The organism is Streptomyces sp. NPDC029159 (genome assembly GCF_055564055.1).
In genome coordinates this window covers 159,171-175,766 of the sequence record NZ_JBVHWT010000010.1, presented here as the reverse complement: position 1 = coordinate 175,766, position 16,596 = coordinate 159,171, and the positions used below count along the sequence as shown (strand labels likewise).

17 protein-coding genes are annotated in these 16,596 nt (G+C 73.0%); 4 read left to right on the top strand and 13 right to left on the bottom strand.

Annotation, left to right across the window (positions count from 1 at the left end; translation table 11 throughout):
- Positions 1 to 260 precede the first annotated feature (260 nt).
- From ACZ4U4_RS20735 to ACZ4U4_RS20725, 3 genes are all read left to right on the top strand, one after another.
- Positions 261 to 1,070 (top strand): NAD-dependent epimerase/dehydratase family protein, encoded by an 810-nt coding sequence (locus ACZ4U4_RS20735; protein ID WP_467876245.1) that lies wholly within the window; start codon positions 261 to 263, stop codon positions 1,068 to 1,070.
- Positions 1,071 to 1,223: 153 nt separating this feature from the next.
- Complete coding sequence (locus tag ACZ4U4_RS20730) at positions 1,224 to 1,496, top strand: GlsB/YeaQ/YmgE family stress response membrane protein (RefSeq protein ID WP_467876243.1); 273 nt, start codon at positions 1,224 to 1,226, stop codon at positions 1,494 to 1,496.
- 104 nt (positions 1,497 to 1,600) lie between these two features.
- The gene (locus tag ACZ4U4_RS20725) at positions 1,601 to 2,902 is read left to right on the top strand and encodes a TerD family protein (RefSeq protein ID WP_467876463.1); all 1,302 of its coding nucleotides are present in this window, start codon (positions 1,601 to 1,603) and stop codon (positions 2,900 to 2,902) included.
- A 34-nt stretch (positions 2,903 to 2,936) separates the two neighbouring features.
- On the opposite strand, the gene ACZ4U4_RS20720 is transcribed toward ACZ4U4_RS20725, so the two are convergent.
- The 3 genes from ACZ4U4_RS20720 to ACZ4U4_RS20710 all read right to left on the bottom strand — a co-directional run bounded on the left by ACZ4U4_RS20720 (position 2,937) and on the right by ACZ4U4_RS20710 (position 6,856).
- Positions 2,937 to 3,965, bottom strand: a complete 1,029-nt coding sequence (locus ACZ4U4_RS20720; protein WP_467876241.1) for an MsnO8 family LLM class oxidoreductase — start codon at positions 3,963 to 3,965, stop codon at positions 2,937 to 2,939.
- Positions 3,966 to 4,024: 59 nt separating this feature from the next.
- A complete protein-coding gene (locus ACZ4U4_RS20715) occupies positions 4,025 to 5,134 on the bottom strand; it encodes an alkaline phosphatase PhoX (protein ID WP_467876238.1) in 1,110 nt (369 codons plus the stop codon).
- A 237-nt stretch (positions 5,135 to 5,371) separates the two neighbouring features.
- Positions 5,372 to 6,856: a hypothetical protein gene (locus tag ACZ4U4_RS20710; protein WP_467876236.1), complete on the bottom strand. Its 1,485-nt coding sequence runs from the start codon at positions 6,854 to 6,856 to the stop codon at positions 5,372 to 5,374.
- A gap of 208 nt (positions 6,857 to 7,064) precedes the next feature.
- Here ACZ4U4_RS20710 and ACZ4U4_RS20705 point away from each other — a divergent pair, with 208 nt between their 5' ends.
- A complete protein-coding gene (locus tag ACZ4U4_RS20705) occupies positions 7,065 to 8,912 on the top strand; it encodes an endonuclease/exonuclease/phosphatase family protein (protein WP_467876233.1) in 1,848 nt (615 codons plus the stop codon).
- A gap of 79 nt (positions 8,913 to 8,991) precedes the next feature.
- Here ACZ4U4_RS20705 and ACZ4U4_RS20700 read toward each other — a convergent pair whose 3' ends face one another.
- The 10 genes from ACZ4U4_RS20700 to sufD all read right to left on the bottom strand — a co-directional run bounded on the left by ACZ4U4_RS20700 (position 8,992) and on the right by sufD (position 16,538).
- Positions 8,992 to 9,882 carry an EI24 domain-containing protein gene (locus tag ACZ4U4_RS20700; RefSeq protein WP_467876230.1) on the bottom strand — a complete coding sequence of 297 codons (891 nt, stop codon included), beginning with the start codon at positions 9,880 to 9,882 and terminating at the stop codon, positions 8,992 to 8,994.
- Between the two features lie 121 nt (positions 9,883 to 10,003).
- Positions 10,004 to 10,993, bottom strand: coding sequence for a 2,3,4,5-tetrahydropyridine-2,6-dicarboxylate N-succinyltransferase (gene dapD / locus ACZ4U4_RS20695; protein WP_467876228.1), 990 nt, complete (start codon positions 10,991 to 10,993; stop codon positions 10,004 to 10,006).
- A gap of 185 nt (positions 10,994 to 11,178) precedes the next feature.
- Positions 11,179 to 11,718, bottom strand: a complete 540-nt coding sequence (locus ACZ4U4_RS20690; protein ID WP_467876226.1) for a TetR/AcrR family transcriptional regulator — start codon at positions 11,716 to 11,718, stop codon at positions 11,179 to 11,181.
- Positions 11,718 to 12,038, bottom strand: coding sequence for a DMT family transporter (locus tag ACZ4U4_RS20685; protein ID WP_467876224.1), 321 nt, complete (start codon positions 12,036 to 12,038; stop codon positions 11,718 to 11,720). Before ACZ4U4_RS20685 ends, ACZ4U4_RS20690 begins: the two co-directional genes overlap by 1 nt.
- A gap of 116 nt (positions 12,039 to 12,154) precedes the next feature.
- Positions 12,155 to 12,496 carry a metal-sulfur cluster assembly factor gene (locus ACZ4U4_RS20680; RefSeq protein ID WP_467876221.1) on the bottom strand — a complete coding sequence of 114 codons (342 nt, stop codon included), beginning with the start codon at positions 12,494 to 12,496 and terminating at the stop codon, positions 12,155 to 12,157.
- Positions 12,493 to 12,951, bottom strand: a complete 459-nt coding sequence (gene sufU, locus ACZ4U4_RS20675) for a Fe-S cluster assembly sulfur transfer protein SufU (protein WP_467876216.1) — start codon at positions 12,949 to 12,951, stop codon at positions 12,493 to 12,495. The genes ACZ4U4_RS20680 and sufU overlap by 4 nt, the downstream gene beginning before the upstream one ends.
- 54 nt (positions 12,952 to 13,005) lie before the next feature.
- On the bottom strand, positions 13,006 to 14,262 hold the full coding sequence (locus ACZ4U4_RS20670; RefSeq protein WP_467876213.1) for a cysteine desulfurase: 1,257 nt from the start codon (positions 14,260 to 14,262) through the stop codon (positions 13,006 to 13,008).
- Positions 14,259 to 15,023 (bottom strand): Fe-S cluster assembly ATPase SufC, encoded by a 765-nt coding sequence (sufC, locus tag ACZ4U4_RS20665; RefSeq protein WP_467876210.1) that lies wholly within the window; start codon positions 15,021 to 15,023, stop codon positions 14,259 to 14,261. Before sufC ends, ACZ4U4_RS20670 begins: the two co-directional genes overlap by 4 nt.
- A gap of 7 nt (positions 15,024 to 15,030) precedes the next feature.
- Positions 15,031 to 15,360 (bottom strand): non-heme iron oxygenase ferredoxin subunit, encoded by a 330-nt coding sequence (locus tag ACZ4U4_RS20660; RefSeq protein WP_467876208.1) that lies wholly within the window; start codon positions 15,358 to 15,360, stop codon positions 15,031 to 15,033.
- A complete protein-coding gene (gene sufD, locus ACZ4U4_RS20655) occupies positions 15,357 to 16,538 on the bottom strand; it encodes a Fe-S cluster assembly protein SufD (protein WP_467876205.1) in 1,182 nt (393 codons plus the stop codon). Before sufD ends, ACZ4U4_RS20660 begins: the two co-directional genes overlap by 4 nt.
- Positions 16,539 to 16,596: the final 58 nt, after the last annotated feature.

The following is a 16,596-nucleotide window of genomic DNA, read 5'->3' as shown; positions in this document are numbered from 1 at the left end:
TGCGGGTCCGGTCGCGGGCGCGCGACGACCCATCGTGCACTCCTGTGACCAGCGTCCATGTCTCTGAACGGCGTCACGCTAGAGCAGCCCGCAGCCGCCGGTCAAGGGTCCCGCGCGCACACCGAACACGCCGCCCCCGTCGGCGTATTGACCGCCGCTGAGCACGCTCCCTACGGTGCTGACGATCGTGTCCACACCTCTGAACCCCGTCCGTATGTGTCGGCGTTCCGGGGCCGCGCCGTTCCGCCGGAGGATCGCCCATGCCCGCACCCCGCACCGTCCTGCTCACCGGCGCCGCAGGCGGCCTCGGCACCCTGATGCGCGAGCTGCTGCCCCCGTACGGCTACCGGCTGCGCCTCTTCGACGAGCGGCCGGTGCCGGACGCACCCGACGCGATCACCGCACCGCTCGCCGACCGCGCGGCGCTGCGCGCGGCGGTCCGCGGGGTCGACGCGGTCATCCACCTCGCCGGGATCTCCCTGGAGTCCTCGTTCGAGCAGATCCTGCGGGCCAACATCGAGGGCGTCCACCAGCTCTACGAGGCGGTCCGCGAGGAGGGGGTGCGCCGCGTCGTCTTCGCCTCCTCCAACCACGCCGTCGGCTTCACCCCGCGCCCGGCCGACGGTTCGGCCGCCATCGGGATCGACACCCCGCGCCGCCCCGACACCTTCTACGGCCTGTCCAAGGGGTTCGGCGAGGACCTCGCCTCCCTCTACCACGACCGGTACGGCATCGAGACGGTCTCGCTGCGCATCGGCTCCTGCTTCCCCGAGCCGACCAGCGTGCGGATGCTGTCGATCTGGCTGAGCCCGGCGGACTGCGCCCGGCTGCTGCACGCCGCCCTCACCGCCGAGGACGTCGGCCACACCGTCGCCTACGCCTCGTCCGCCAACACCCGTCTGTGGTGGGACCTGTCGACCGCCCGCGCCCTGGGGTACGCGCCGCAGGACGACTCCGAGCCGTACGCGGCGGCGCTGATCGCGGCCGAGGGGGAGCTGGATCCGGACGAACCGGCCCATGCCCACCTGGGCGGCGCGTTCTGCACCGACCCGCCCCGCTGGCCGCATTGAGCCCGGCCCGCGTACGGTCGGGCGGTCGTCGTCCCATTCGCCGCACGAGGGAACTCGCACCCCCTCCGCGGCGTCCTTGAGGGCGACACGTCAGATATACGGAAACCGCACGTCACACCGGCGCCACGGCGCGCAGGAACGAGGAAACACACCATGGGTATCGTCAGCTGGATCGTCCTGGGGCTGATCGCGGGCGTCATCGCCAAGATCCTGCTCCCGGGCCGGGACCCGGGCGGCCTGGTGGGCACCACGCTCACCGGCATCGTCGGGTCGTTCGTGGGCGGCTGGCTGTCCGTCAAGATCCTGGACCGGCCCATACCGAAGGACATCTTCGACCTGTCCACCTGGGTCGCGGCCATCGCCGGCTCCCTCGTGCTGCTCATCCTCTACCGGCTGCTCTTCGGCAACTCCCGCGAGCGCCGCTGAACCGCCGCCCGCCGGAGCCGATCCGGCGGGCCCGGTCCTCCCCCGGACGGGCCGGGTAATGGAACCGCAAAGGCGAGCCGTTCGTTACTGCCGGCATGACCGCAATGACTCCTGGCTCGAATCTCCCGCTCGGCGCCGCGCGGGTGGCGGTGGACGTCACCGCCCCCGTGCGGCTGGACGTCTCGGGCCTGCTGCTCACCGCCGCAGGCAAGGTGCGTTCCGATGACGACTTCGTCTTCTACAACCAGCCCAGCGGCGGCCCCGGGGTGACCCACGGCGCCGGGGCGTCCGGCGGCGACACCATCACCGTCGACACCACGGCGGTCCCCGCGGAGATCGAGAAGATCGTCGTCACCGCGAGCCCGGACGCCCCCGGCGCCACCTTCGCCGGTACGGAGCCGACCGGCACCGTGCGCGACGCCGACACCGGCGCCGTCCTCGCCTCCTTCACCCCGTCCGGGCTCGGCCCGGAGACCGCGCTGGTCGTCGTCGAGATCTACCGCCGGGGCGGCGCCTGGAAGGTCCGCGCCGTCGGCCAGGGGTATGCGAACGGACTCGCCGGTATCGCCACCGACTTCGGCGTCACCGTCGAGGAACCGGCGGCGCCCGCGGCTCCGGCCACCGCTCCCGCACCCCCGGCGGCGCCGCCCGCCCCGCCCGCTCCGGCCCCGCAGGCCGCTCCCGCCCCTCCGGCGCCGCCCGCCCCGCCGCAGGGCGCCCCGGTGCCGCCGCCCGCCGGGCAGTGGGCGCCGCCGACCGGTGCCCCCGCCCCGCTGGCCCCGCCGCCGGGCGTCACGCCCCCGCCTCCTGCGGCGCCGCCCGCCGCCGGAAAGGTCAATCTGGACAAGGGCCGGGTCAGCCTGCGGAAGAACGAGACGGTCTCGCTGGTCAAGGGCGGCCGCCCGCTGCTCGGTTCGGTCCGGATGGGGCTGGGCTGGGAGCCCGCCTTCCGCGGCAAGTCCATCGACCTGGACGCCTCGGTCATCGCCTACGGCCCCGACCGCAAAAAGGTCGACAACTGCTTCTTCGGCAAGCTGACCGTCCTCGACGGCGCCATCCAGCACTCCGGCGACAACCTCACCGGCGACGGCTCCGGCGACGACGAGACCATCACCGTCCATCTCGGCGGCATCCCGCCGCAGGTCACGGGCCTGGTCTTCACCGTGAACTCCTTCTCCGGCCAGAAGTTCACCGATGTCGCCAAGGCGTACTGCCGCCTCACCGACGCACAGACCGGCGCGGAGCTGGTCCGCTTCGACCTCACCTCGGCCGAACCGCGCACCGGCGTCCTGATGGCCAAGCTCATCCGGCAGTACTCCGGCGAGTGGGAGATGACGGCGCTGGGCGAGTTCGTCGACGCACGGACGGTCCGCGGGATGACCAAGCCGGGCGGCGCGGCGCTCTGAGCCGGGGCCCCGGCGGCGGGCGGCGGCGCTCCGGTCAGCGCGCCGCCGTCCGCTCCGGCAGACCCACCGACCGGGCCAGCCGGGCGTACGACTCCAGCAGCGCCCCGCGCTCGTAGGTACTGGTGCTCACCAGCACCTCGTCCGCCCCGGTCTCCCCGATCAGCGTCCCCAGCTCATCGGCGACCTCGTCCTCCGTGCCGTGGATCCGGCCGCGCAACTCCTCCTCGGCATAACCGCGTTCCCGCGCGCCCAGCGCCGCTTCCGCCGGTGGGCCGGCCGCCGGCCGCAGCGGCGGGAAGACGCCGTGGGTCCGTGCATGGGCCATGGCGTACGCCTCCGGCAGCAGCATCCGGTACGCCGCCTCGGTCGTGGCGGCCACCGCGACCGTCGCCGCCACCACGACATACGGCCGCGGCCACAGCGCCGAGGGCCGGAACGCCGCACGGTAGCCGTCGATCGCCTCCCGCATCCGGCGCCGGCCGCGGACCTCCCCGATGACCAGCGCCAGCCCCGCCTCCGCCGCCACCTGGGCCCCGGCGCCCGTCGCCAGGACGAACGCGGGGACGCGGAGCCCCTCGGCGGGCCGGGCGTGGACCTGCGGATGGGCGCGCTGGGTGCCGTCGAAGTAGCCGGTCAGCTCGGCCAGTTGCGCCGCGAAGTCCGACCCGGCTCTCTTGTCGGCGCCCAGGGCGCGGCGGATGCCGTCGGTGAATCCGGGCGAGCGGCCGAGCCCCATGTCGATCCGGCCGGGGAACAGCGCCTCCAGCACCCCGAACTGTTCGGCGACCACCAGCGGCCGGTGGTTGGGGAGCATCACGCCGCCCGTGCCGACCCGGATCGTGTCCGTCGCCCCGGCGACCGCGGCGGCCAGCACCGTCGGCGCGGAACCGGCGACGCCCGGCACACCGTGGTGCTCGGACACCCAGAAACGGTGGTAGCCGAGGCGTTCGGCGTGGCGCGCCAGCTCCACCGTGTCGCGCAGCGCCGCCGCGTCGGGGTGTCCCTGCCGGGTGCGGGAGCGGTCCAGGACCGAGAAGCGGGTCGTCCGTGTCGTCGGGCTCATCTCTCCTTCAACGCCCGTGGGCGCCCAGGATTCCGCCGTGCCCGGGGGTCATCCGGACGTCACCGCCGGTGACCGGGGCGGTCCCGCCGGCGCCAGGGGCCGGTGACGGCAATCATCAGGCCGGGTTCCTGAAGGGTGACGAGGAGGGTGCGCCCGTCGGGCGGGAGGTCCGGCCCGCCGTGCGGCGAGACGCCTAGGGTGCCGGGCCCGTCGCACGCACCGTCCCGCCCCGGGCCGGGGTCGACGCCGCACCGCAGCGTGAGGGTGAGCGTCCGGCGGCCCGGATCGTGGAACCACACCTGCACATCGTGCCGCCCGGGACCCTCCCCGCGGGCGTACGCGAAGACGAGGTACGCGCCGCCGTCGGCCCACCACATGCCCGCCGGCTTCCCGGCGCGGGTGATCTCACCGTCGTCGAACTGCCGGCGCACCGGTGCCGTACGGGCGTCGCGGTCGGGGACCTGGATCCAGTCGACGCCGTAAACCGTGCCGGGCCGGACCGTCCGGGAGAGGGCGTCGACGAACCGGCCGCCGGAGTCGCAGCAACGGGCCGCGGCGAGCACCCCCGCGTCCGCGGCGAGGGTCCGCAGCCGGCCGCGGCCGTGGCGGAAACCGGGCGGCGGGGTCCAGCGGTGGAACAGGCCGCCGGGGGTGTCGGCGTCCTCGGTGAGGTAGAGGTGGCCGCGGCGCGGGTCGACGACGGCGGCCGCGTGGGCGAAGCGGCCCAGCGCCTTGAGCGGCCGGGCGTCGCGGCCCGCGGCGAGGTCGTCCGGGTCGGCCTCGCAGACATGGCCGTGGTCCCGGGCCGTTCCCCGCTGTCCGGCCTTGCCCTCGGTCCCCTCGCAGGTCAGCCGGGTGCCCCACGGGGTGACGCCGCCCGCGTGGTGGGTGGAGGCCCCCGCGAAGCCGCCGGTGCCGTCGTGGTGCGAGGGCGTGGGCGCACCGCTGCCGGGCGTGGTGACGCGGGTGACGATGCGGTACGTGAACCCGGCGGGCAGCGCGAGGACGCCGTCCGGGTCGGGGGCGGGCGGACCGTGCGCGGCGCCGGTGGCGGGCCCGGCGCCCGCCGCGACCGCCCCCGGTGCGGTGGCCAGGGCCCCGTCGCTCCCGGCCGGGGTGGCACAGGTGGCGGCGGAACGCGTGGCGAGGTCTCTCCGGGTCAGCGGCATGGTCATCTCCTGGACGGCCGGATTCGGTCCCGTACGGGGCACACGCTCCCGCCCGCCCGCGAACGGCAGTTGAACGGGGCACGACGGTCCGGGAGCGGGGCGTCGGCACGTGCGGCGGGGCGCTCATCCGGGGCTGGGCCGCCGCGTGGCTCCGGGCCCTCGCCGAACGCCGGCGGGCGGCGCCGACACCCTCGTGTCCACGCCGCCCGCCGTGCCGGGCCCTTCAGGCCGTCCGTGTCAGTTCCCCGCGCGCGAGCGCGCCTTGTAGGCGGCCTTGCGTGCCTCCTTGGCGGCCTTGCGGTCGGGGTGCAGCCGGCCCATCGCCTCCAGGACGTCGGCGGTCGCCGGGTGGTCCACCCGCCAGACCGCGTCGAAGAAGCCGCTGTGCTGCCCCGTCAGCCCCACGACCAGGTCGCGCAGCTCCTCGGTGTCCTCCTCCGCGGTGCCCAGCTGGGCGGCGATGGTGTCGACGGTCAGCCAGAAGATCATGTCCTGGGGCGGCTCGGGGATGTCGGCGAGCCCCCGCTCGGCCAGCCAGACCCGGGCCAGCCCGCCCAGCTGCCGGTCGTCCAGCACCTCCCGGAGCGCGGGCTCCGCCTCCGCGCCGACCAGCGCCAGCGTCTGCTGCGCGGCGAGCCGCCGCAGCGGGGCCCGCTCGTCGTCACCGCGGGCCGCCACCAGCAGCTCCCGCGCGGCGTCCTGCGGCGTACGGGGCGCGAGCCACTGCTCGGACTCCTCCCGCGCCAGGTCCTCGGGGTAGTCGGGCAGCTCCGCCAGCAGCGTCCCGGCGGCGGCGTCCCGCAGATCGCCGACGGCCGGGGCGTACACGCCCGCCTCCTGCATCCGGGCGCGGACCGCGTAGACGCCGAGCGGGGTCAGCCGGACCATGCCGTAGCGGGTGACGTCCTCGTCGGTCAGCGGCTCGGCGGAGCGGACGGTGTCGCCCGCGTCGTCCAGCTCCTCGATGAGCGCCTCGTCGACCGGCTGGTACGCCACCAGACCGATGGGCTCCAGCACCCGGAACTGGTCGTCCAGGCGCATCATCGCCTCGGAGACCTCTTCGAGGATGTCGTCGGTCGGCTCGTCCATGTCATCGGGAACGATCATGGAGGCGGCGAGCGCGGGCAGCGGCACGCTCTGGCCGGGCTCGTCGCCCAGCGCGGTCAGCAGGTAGAGGTTGCCGAGGATGCCGTCGAGGAGTTCGGCCTCCTCCTCCGGGTTCCAGTCGAGGGCGTCGAGGTCCAGTTCGCCGCCGTCGGCGAGCTGATCGGCGAGGTCGGCGAGGTCCGGGGCGACCGCGTCGGCGAGGACCGTCTCCATGCCGCCGAGCCAGATGTCGAGGACGTCCTGCGGGCTGCCGCCGGTGAGCTGCGCCAGCTCCTCACCGGGCTTGGCCAGGCCGACCGCGGCGCCGTCCGCCGCGTCGTCCTCGCCGGTCTCCTCGGTCTCCTCGACCTCGACGAGGCCGGTGTCGACGGCGAGCTGCCACGCCTCGGCGGTGAGCCCGGCGCCGTCCTCGTCGCCGGTGAGGCCCAGGTGCTCGGTGGCGGCGCCCAGCGACTCCTCCAGGATCTCGCCGCCGACGCCGACGGGGACGCCCCGCTCGGCCCAGCGGGCGAGCTGCGCCGCCCGCGCCATCAAGGGGGCGCTCAGCGCGTCCCGGGCCAGTTCCGCATCGGAGTGCAGCCGCACCGGCGGCAGGGTCGGGCGGTCTGCGGACATCTGGGGCTCAGCTCCTCGGAGGACTTCGGCTCGTGCGCGCCCCAGCGTAGACGGAATTCCCCGCATGCCGGACGGTTCACCCCGCGACCCCCTCCCGGTCATCCGGAACACCTTGACAACTCCCCTGGGCACACAAGAGATTGACGCGCGTAGAAGGCGCGGATCACGCGCCCCGCCCCCACTCCTTCCCCCCTCCGGAGGCGCCACCATGCCGTCCTCGTCGTCCCGCCGTCCGCTCCGCAGACCGGTCACCGTCGCCGCCGCGGCGGCCGCCGCCCTCGCCGCCGGTCTGGTGGTGCTCCCGCAGACCGCCCACGCCGCCGGTACCCGCATCCACGACATCCAGGGCAGCACCCGCCTCTCCCCGCTCGCCGGGAAGCAGGTCTCCGGGGTGCCGGGCGTCGTCACCGCGCTGCGCACCTTCGGCTCCGCCCGCGGCTTCTGGGTGCAGGACCCGCGGCCGGACGACGACCCGGCGACCAGCGAGGCGCTCTTCGTCTACACCGGCAAGACCTCACCGCAGGTCGCCGTCGGCGACGCGGTCACCGTCGACGGCACGGTCGAGGAGTACTACCCCGGCGGCAAGGACGCCGGGCTCCAGTCCGTCACCGAGCTGACCGGCGCCACCTGGCAGGTCACCGCGTCCGGCCAACCGCTGCCCGCCGCCGTCCGCCTGGACGCCGCCGCGATACCCGGCGCGTACGCCCCCGACGCGGACGGCGGCAGCATCGAGTCGCTCCCGCTGCGCCCCCGCTCCTACGCCCTGGACCGGTACGAGTCCCTGGAGGGCATGCGGGTCTCGGTCGCCGACGCCCCCGTCGTCGGCCCGACCAACACCCACCACGAGCTGTGGGTGACCGCCGACCCGAAGCACTCCCGCACCGCCCGCGGCGGCGTCCTCTACGGTTCGTACGCCGACCCCAACCCGGCCCGGATCAAGATCGGTTCGCTGCTGCCGCTCGACACGGACCCCTTCCCGGTGGCCGATGTCGGCACCACCCTCGGCGGCACCACCGAAGGCCCGCTGGACTACGACAACTTCGGCGGCTACACCCTCCAGGCCACCGCGCTGGGGAAGGTCACCGGCAAGGCCCCGGCGCCCGAGACCACCCGCGTCTCCCGGCCCGGTGAGGTGGCCGTCGCGACGTACAACGTCGAGAACCTCTCCCCCGCCACCCCGCAGGCCAAGTTCGACCGGCTGGCGAAGGGCCTGGTCAAGAACCTCGCCGGGCCGGACGTGGTGGCCCTGGAGGAGGTCCAGGACAACAGCGGGCCCACCGACGACGGCACCGTCGCCGCGGACGAGACCCTGAAGAAGCTGACCGGCGCCGTCAAGGCGGCCGGCGGCCCCGCCTACGAGTGGCGGCAGATCGACCCGGAGAACGACAAGGACGGCGGCCAGCCCGGCGGCAACATCCGCGTCGCGTTCCTCTACAACCCCGCGACGGTGAGCTTCACCGACATCCCGGGCGGTGACGCCACCACCCCCGTCGAACCCCGCGCCGACCACGGCAGGGCGACGCTCTCCGCCTCACCCGGGCGGATCGCGCCGACCGACCCGGCGTGGCAGGACAGCCGTAAGCCGCTGGTGGGGCAGTTCGCCGTCAAGGGCCAGCCGAAGCGCCGGTTCTTCGTCGTCGCCAACCACTTCAACTCCAAGGGCGGCGACCAGGGCCTCGACAGCCGTTTCCAGCAGCCCGCCCGCAGCTCCGAGAAGCAGCGCACCGCCCAGGCCGGTCTGGTGAACGGCTTCGTCAAGGACCTGCTGTCCAAGGACGCCAAGGCCGAGGTGGTGGTCGCCGGTGACCTCAACGACTACCAGTTCTCCCCCGCCCTGAAGAAGCTCACCGCGGGCGGTGTCCTCACCGACCAGGTCAACGGCCTGCCCCGCGCCGAGCGCTACGGCTATGTCTACTCCGGCAACTCCCAGGTCCTCGACCACATGCTCACCAGCCCGCAGCTGAGCGACACCGACTACGACGTGGTGCACCTCAACGCGGAGTACGCCGACCAGGCCAGCGACCACGACCCGCAGGTGCTGCGGATCCGCCCCTGAGCCACCCCGCCCGGGGCGCCGGCGACCGGCCGGCGGGCCGCCGCGAGGCGTCCGCCGCCACCGGCGCCCCGGGCCTCCGTCAGGCTCCCGGACCGGGCGGGAACGGCGCGGGCGGCGGCCCGAACCCGCCGCCTGCGCCGGACGCCCCGGCCACCGGCGGCGCACCCGCGCCCACCTGCCCGGCGCCCACCGGCACCTCGGCGCCCGGCCCGCCCACCGCCTCCGGCTCCCGCTCCCCGGGCACCAGATCGCGTACCAGCAGCGTCGCCCCGGCCACCGCGCCCGGCATCAGGAACACCGCGGCGAAGGGTATGAGGAACAGCAGGACGACGGGGGTGCCGAAGCCGACGGCGAGCGCCTTGCGGCCACCGAGCAGCCGCAGCCGCTCCCGCACGGGTATGTCGCGGCGCTGCATCGCCACCGACGTCAGCTCGACGGCGAGGAAGAAGCCGGAGACGCAGAATCCGACGACCGGGACGACGGTCTGCCCGACGAACGGCAGGAAGCCCAGCACGAACACCGCGATGCCGAACGGCGCCGCGCGCAGCAGCACATGGACGCTGTCGCACAGCGCGATCCAGATCTCCCGCCACAGCGACCGGTCCGGTGCGCTCGGGCAGTGCCCCTCGGACTCCTCGACCCGCTCCGAGAGGGACTCGTAGAACGGGTCGCCGATCAGCAGCGTCACGGCCGTGAACGTCAGCACGGAGAGCAGCAGCCCCCCGGCGACGAGCAGCGCCGTGAACAGGCCGCGCAGCAGCCCCTGCCACGGCGCGCCCCAGCCGTCCGCGAACGGCGTGGCCCAGGCGGCGAGGTCCCCGGCGAAGAGGGCGAGCGCGGTCAGCGCCGCGCCGTAGAGCACCAGGGCGATGAGCGCCGGGAGCATCCCGAACCCCCACCACCGCCCGTGCCCGGCGACCCACCGCTGTCCCCTGACCAGATACCGCATCCCCGCTGCAAGATCACGCATGCCGTAGACCCTACGTTCGGCCCGCGCCCGGCCGGTAGGGCTGTGGAAAACTGCGCGCGGGCAGGCGAACGCCCCCGTACACGGCGGTACGGGGGCGCTCTCGGCAACCGGCCGGGGCCGGTCAGTTGTGGCTGTGCAGCACCTCGTTGAGGCCGCCCCACGTCGCCTTGTTCGGGCGGGCCTCGACGGCTCCGGTGGTGGAGTTGCGGCGGAAGAGGATGTTGTCGGCGCCGGACAGCTCCAGGGCCTTGACGACCTGGCCGTCGGGGAGCGTGACGCGGGTCCCGGCGGTGACGTAGAGACCGGCCTCGACGACGCACTCGTCGCCGAGGGCGATGCCGATGCCGGACTCGGCGCCGAGCAGGCAGCGCTCACCGATGGCGATGATCTGCTTGCCGCCGCCGGAGAGGGTGCCCATCGTGGAGGCGCCGCCGCCGATGTCGGAGCCGTCACCGATGACGACGCCCGCGCTGATGCGGCCCTCGACCATGGAGGTGCCGAGCGTACCGGCGTTGAAGTTGACGAAGCCCTCGTGCATGACGGTCGTACCGGCCGCGAGGTGGGCGCCCAGGCGCACCCGGTCGGCGTCGGCGATCCGCACCCCGGCGGGCGCGACGTAGTCGGTCATCCGCGGGAACTTGTCGACGCTGGTGACCTGGAGGTGCTTGCCCGCGGCGCGGGCGTTGAGCCGGACCGTCTCCACCTGGTCGACGGCGACCGGGCCGAGCGAGGTCCAGGCGACGTTCGCCAGCAGCCCGAACTGACCCTCCAGGCTCAGGCCGTGCGGCTTGACGAGCCGGTGGCTGAGCAGGTGCAGGCGGAGGTAGGCGTCGTGCGCGTCGAGCGGCTTGTCGTCGAGCGAGGCGATGACCGTGCGGACGGCCACGACCTCGACACCGCGGACCGGGTCCGGCCCGACGGCCTGCGGCGCGGCCTCACCCAGCAGTTCGGCCGCCTGCTCGGCGGTCAGCCGCTCGGTACCGGCCGGGCCGGGCGCGGCGTCCAGGGCGGGCGCGGGGAACCAGGTGTCGAGGACGGTGCCGTCGGGCGTGACGGTGGCGAGCCCGGCGGCGACGGCGCCGGTCGTACGGGAGGTAGCAGCATCGGTCATGCCGAAAACCTAACCGGAGGCCCCCCGCCGAGGCGAACCGGTCTCGGCGCTCGGGCCCGGCGGCCGGTGCCCGCCCGGTCCGGCGGCCCGGAAGCCGCCCGGAGCGAGGCCCCGGCCGCCCGGTCCGGCGCCCGCTCCCGGCGCCGCCGCCCGGCCGCCGACCACGGACGGCCGGAGGCCCGCCCTCAGACCAGCGCCGCCGTCAACCCGTCCCGCAGCGCCTCCGGTTCGAAGGGGCGGCCGGTCAGCAGGTGCTGGAGCATCAGCCCGTCGGCGAAGGCCACCAGAGCGCGGGCGGTGGGCAGATCGCCGGTGCGGCGGGCGAGCAGCCGGGCCATCTCGTCGAGGCAGTCGGCGGCCAGCGGGCGCAGCCGGGGGTGGCGCAGCGCCGCCAGATACAGCTCGTACTCCAGCGTCACCCGGGCACGGTCCCCGGCGAGCGTGTCGGCGACCAGCCGCAGCACGTCGTCGGCGGCCGGAACCTCGCCGTCCAGCCCGTCCGCCCAGCGGCCGAAGTCCGCCAGCCACCCGGCGTTGACCTGCTCCAACGCGGCGACGAGAAGATCGTCGAGGGTGGCGAAGTGGTACGTCGTCGAGCCGAGCGGCACATCGGCGGCGGCGGCGACCGCGCGGTGGCTGAGCCCGGCGATGCCGCGGGCGGCGACCACGCCGATCGCCGCGTCGATGATCCGCTGCCGCCGCTCGGGGTCGTGCCGCCGGGCCATCAGTGCGCACCTCCCATGTGGAGCACCACGACGCCCGCGATGACCAGCAGCACTCCGAGGATCTTCAACGGGCCGGCGCTCTCCCCGAGGAAGACCATGCCGATCGCCGCGATCACCGCCGTACCGGCCCCGGCCCAGATCGCGTACGCGGTGCCGACGCTCATCGTCCTGAGGGTCCGGGCGAGCAGTGTGAAGGCGACGAGATAGCCGGCCAGCGTGGCGAGCGAGGGCCACAGCCTGCTGAAGCCGTCGCTGTACTTCATCGCGGTGGTCGCCAGGATCTCCGAGAGGATCGCCCCGGTCAGCGTCAGGTAGCCCATGGCGGGAGCCTAACCGGCGATGCGTACAGATGTACACATCCCGGCGCCGCACACGTCGACGGCCGTGCCCTCCGAGGTGTCGGAGGGCACGGCCGTACGGGGTGACGGGGCGTCGGTCAGACGTTGAAGCCCAGGGCGCGCAGCTGCTCGCGGCCGTCGTCGGTGATCTTGTCGGGACCCCACGGGGGCATCCAGACCCAGTTGATCTTCAGCTCGTTGACGATGCCGTCCGTCACAGACTTCGCCTGGTCCTCGATGACGTCGGTCAGCGGGCAGGCCGCGGACGTCAGCGTCATGTCGATGGTGGCGATGTTGGCGTCGTCGATGTGGATGCCGTAGATCAGGCCGAGGTTGACGACATCGATCCCCAGCTCGGGGTCGACGACGTCGTACAGGGCCTCGCGGACCTCTTCCTCCGAGGCCGGCTTGGTCAGGGTGTTCTCGGGCGTGTCGGTCATGCGGTCGTCGCCTCCTCGGAAAGGGCCTTGGCCGTGGCGTCCTTCCAGGCCATCCAGCTGAGCAGGGCACACTTCACCCGTGCCGGGTACTTCGAGACGCCGGCGAACGCCACCGCGTCCTCCAGCACCTCCTCCATCGCGTCGTCGGGCTCCAGCTTGCCCTTGGACTGCATCAGCTCCAGGAAGGTCTCCTGGATCTGCTGCGCCTGCCCGAGCTCCTTGCCGACCAGCAGGTCGTTGAGCACCGAGGCGCTCGCCTGGCTGATGGAGCAGCCCTGGCCGTCGTAGGACACGTCCGCGACGGTCGTGCCGTCCAGCCGCACCCGCAGGGTGATCTCGTCCCCGCAGGTGGGGTTGGTGTGGTGCACCTCGGCATCGCCGTCCCGAAGACCGCGCCCGTGCGGGTGCTTGTAGTGGTCCAGGATGACGTCCTGGTACATCGAATCCAGCTTCACGGCTCAGTCAGTCCTCGTCCTCATCCGCTGTGCGTGGTCTACCGCTCTGTCTGTCTAACCGAAGAAATTGCGGACGTACTCCAGGCCCTCGACCAGGGCGTCGACCTCGGCCGGGGTGGAGTACAGATAGAACGACGCACGGGTGGTCGCAGGAATTCCGTACCGCAGGCAGACCGGCCGCGCGCAGTGGTGGCCGACCCGGACCGCGATGCCCTGCTCGTCGAGCACCTGGCCGACGTCGTGCGGGTGGATGTCGCCGAGCGTGAAGGAGATCGTCGCGCCGCGGTCCTCGGTCGTGGACGGGCCGATGAACCGCAGGTCCGGGACCTCCAGCAGCCGCTTGACGGCGTACTCGGTGATCGCGTGCTCATGCGCGGCGATCTTGTCCATGCCGATCGCGGAGAGGTAGTCCACGGCCGCGCCGAGGCCGACGGCCTGCGCGATCGGGGGCGTACCCGCCTCGAACTTGTGCGGCGCCGGGGCATACGTCGACGAGTGCATCGAGACGGTCTCGATCATCTCGCCGCCGCCGAGGAACGGCGGGAGGTCCTCCAGCAGCTCCTGGCGGCCCCAGAGGACGCCGATGCCGGTCGGGCCGCACATCTTGTGGCCGGTGAAGGCCACGAAGTCGGCCTGGAGGGCCTGGACGTCCAGCACCATGTGGGGGGCGGCCTGCGAGGCGTCGATGACGACCAGCGCGCCGACCTCCTGGGCCCGCCGGATGATCGCTTCCGCCCGGTTGATGGTGCCCATGAGGTTGGAGACCAGGGTGAAGGAGACGACCTTGGTGCGGTCGGTGATGACCTCGTCGACGTTGGAGAGGTCGAGCCGGCCGTCGTCGGTGAGGCCGAACCACTTCAGCTTCGCGCCGGTGCGCTGCGACAGCAGCTGCCACGGGACGATGTTGGAGTGGTGCTCCATCTCCGTGATGACGATCTCGGTCTCGTGGTCCACGCGGTACGGCTCATCGGCCCAACCGAGCATGTTGGCCACGAGGTTGAGCGACTCGGAGGCGTTCTTGGTGAAGATCACCTCGTCGCGGCTCGGCGCGTTGATGAAGGCGGCGACCTTGTCGCGGGCGCCTTCGTACAGCTCCGTGGCCTCCTCGGCGAGGACGTGGACACCGCGGTGAACATTGGCGTTGTGGCGCTCGTAATAGGCGTTCAGCGCATCGAGCACCTGGCGCGGCTTCTGCGAGGTCGCCGCGTTGTCCAGATACACGATCTTCTTGCCCTCGTGGACCTGGCGGTCCAGGAGGGGGAAGTCCTTGCGGATCGCCTCGGTGTCGAGGAGGCCCGGAATCTGTGTCACAGGGTCGCGCCGCCCTTCGTGTACTCCTCGTAGCCCTCGGCCTCCAGCTTGTCGGCCAGCTCGGCGCCGCCGGATTCGACGATGCGGCCGGCCGCGAAGACGTGGACGTGGTCGGGCTTGATGTAGCGCAGGATGCGCGTGTAGTGGGTGATCAGCAGGGTGCCGACCTCACCGGACTCGCGGACGCGGTTGACGCCCTCGGAGACGGTGCGCAGCGCGTCGACGTCGAGGCCGGAGTCGGTCTCGTCGAGGATCGCGATCTTCGGCTTGAGCAGCTCCAGCTGGAGGATCTCGTGGCGCTTCTTCTCACCGCCGGAGAAGCCCTCGTTGACGTTGCGCTCGGCGAACGCGGGGTCCATGTGGAGACGCTCCATGGCCTCCTTGACCTCCTTGACCCACAGCCGCAGCTTGGGGGCCTCGCCGCGGACGGCGGTGGCGGAGGTGCGCAGGAAGTTGGAGACGGAGACGCCGGGGACCTCGACCGGGTACTGCATGGCGAGGAAGACGCCGGCGCGGGCGCGCTCGTCGACGGACATCTCCAGGACGTCCTCGCCGTCGAGGGTGACGGTGCCGCCGGTGATCGTGTACTTGGGGTGACCGGCGAGGGAGTACGCGAGGGTCGACTTGCCGGAGCCGTTGGGGCCCATGATGGCGTGCGTCTCGCCCTGCTTCACGGTCAGGTCGACGCCCTTCAGGATCTCGCGCGGGCCGTTCTCGGCTTCGACGGAGACGTGCAGGTCGTGGATCTCAAGCGTTGCCATGGGGAACTCAGGACTCCTGGGTGACGGAGACGAGCACGGAGGCTTCCGGGCCCTCTCCTTCGATCTTGACGGGGTAAACGGGGACGGGACGCGTCGCGGGGAGGCCGGACGGCTTGCCGGTGCGCAGGTCGAAGCTCGATCCGTGCAGCCAGCACTCGATCGAGCAGTCCTCGACCTCGCCCTCCGACAGGGAGACGTTCGCGTGCGAGCAGATGTCGTTGATCGCGAACACCTCGCCCTCGGTACGGACGAGGGAGACCGGCGTGCCGTCGATTTCCACCCGCTTCGGGGTGTCCTCCTCCAGCTCGCCCAGCGTCGCCACACGTACGTAGCTCATGCCGCGGCCGCTTCCAGCTCGGCCTCGATCTTGGCCATCAGACGCTCTTCGACGTCCGGCAGGCCGATCTGCTGGATCAGCTCGGCGAAGAAGCCGCGCACGACCAGGCGGCGGGCCTCCTCGGCCGGGATGCCGCGGGCCATCAGGTAGAAGAGCTGCTCGTCGTCGAAGCGGCCGGTCGCCGAGGCGTGACCGGCGCCGACGATCTCGCCGGTCTCGATCTCCAGGTTGGGGACCGAGTCGACCCGCGCGCCGTCGGTGAGGACGAGGTTGCGGTTGAGCTCGTAGGTGTCCGTGCCGGTGGCGGCGGCCTGGATGAGGACGTCGCCGATCCACACCGCGTGCGCGTCGTCGCCCTGGAGGGCGCCCTTGTACGTGACGTGCGAGCGGCAGTTGGGGGTGTCGTGGTCGACCATGAGGCGGTGCTCGTGGTGCTGGCCGGCCTCGGTGAAGTACAGGCCGTACAGCTCGGCCTCGCCGCCCGGCGCCGCGTAGGTGACCCGCGGGTGCAGCCGGACGAGGTCGCCGCCGAAGGTGACGACGACGGACTTGAAGCTCGCGTCGCGGCCGATCAGCGCGTTGTGCTGGCCGACGTGGACGGCGGTGTCGGCCCAGTCCTGCACGGAGACGACGGTCAGCTTCGCGCCGTCACCGAGGAGGTAGTCGACGTTGGCCGCGAAGGTGGCGTCACCGGTGTGGTCCATGACGACGACCGCCTCGGCGAACGCGCCCAGCTCGATGACGTGGTGCTTGAAGGCGGTGCCGCCCTGGCCCTGCACATCGATCCGGATCGGCTCGGTGAGCTGGGTGTCCTTGGGGACGGTGACGACGGACGCCTTCTCGAAGGCGGTGTACGCCTGCGCGGCGACGCGGTCCACGGGGGTGCCGGCCTTGCCGACCCGCGGGTCGTCGCGGTCCACGGTCTCCTGGGTGACGCCCGCCGGGGTCTCGACGGAGACGAGGACGCCGCCTTCGGTGACCGCGGTGCCGTCGTGCAGGCCCTTCAGGCGGGCGAGGGGGGTGAACCGCCACTCCTCCTCCCGGCCGTGCGGCACCAGGAAGTCCGCCACGTCGTAGGAGGGCGGCGCACTCATGCGGGTGGCGACGGTGGACTCCGCGGCCACCGCGATGGAACCGGTGGTCGTGGAACCCGCCGGGATGTTCTGAGCCTCAGCCATGGCTGTCGTCGTGCTCGCTTTCTCGTTGCGATACTCGGCCTTCCCGGGGGAAGGCCGC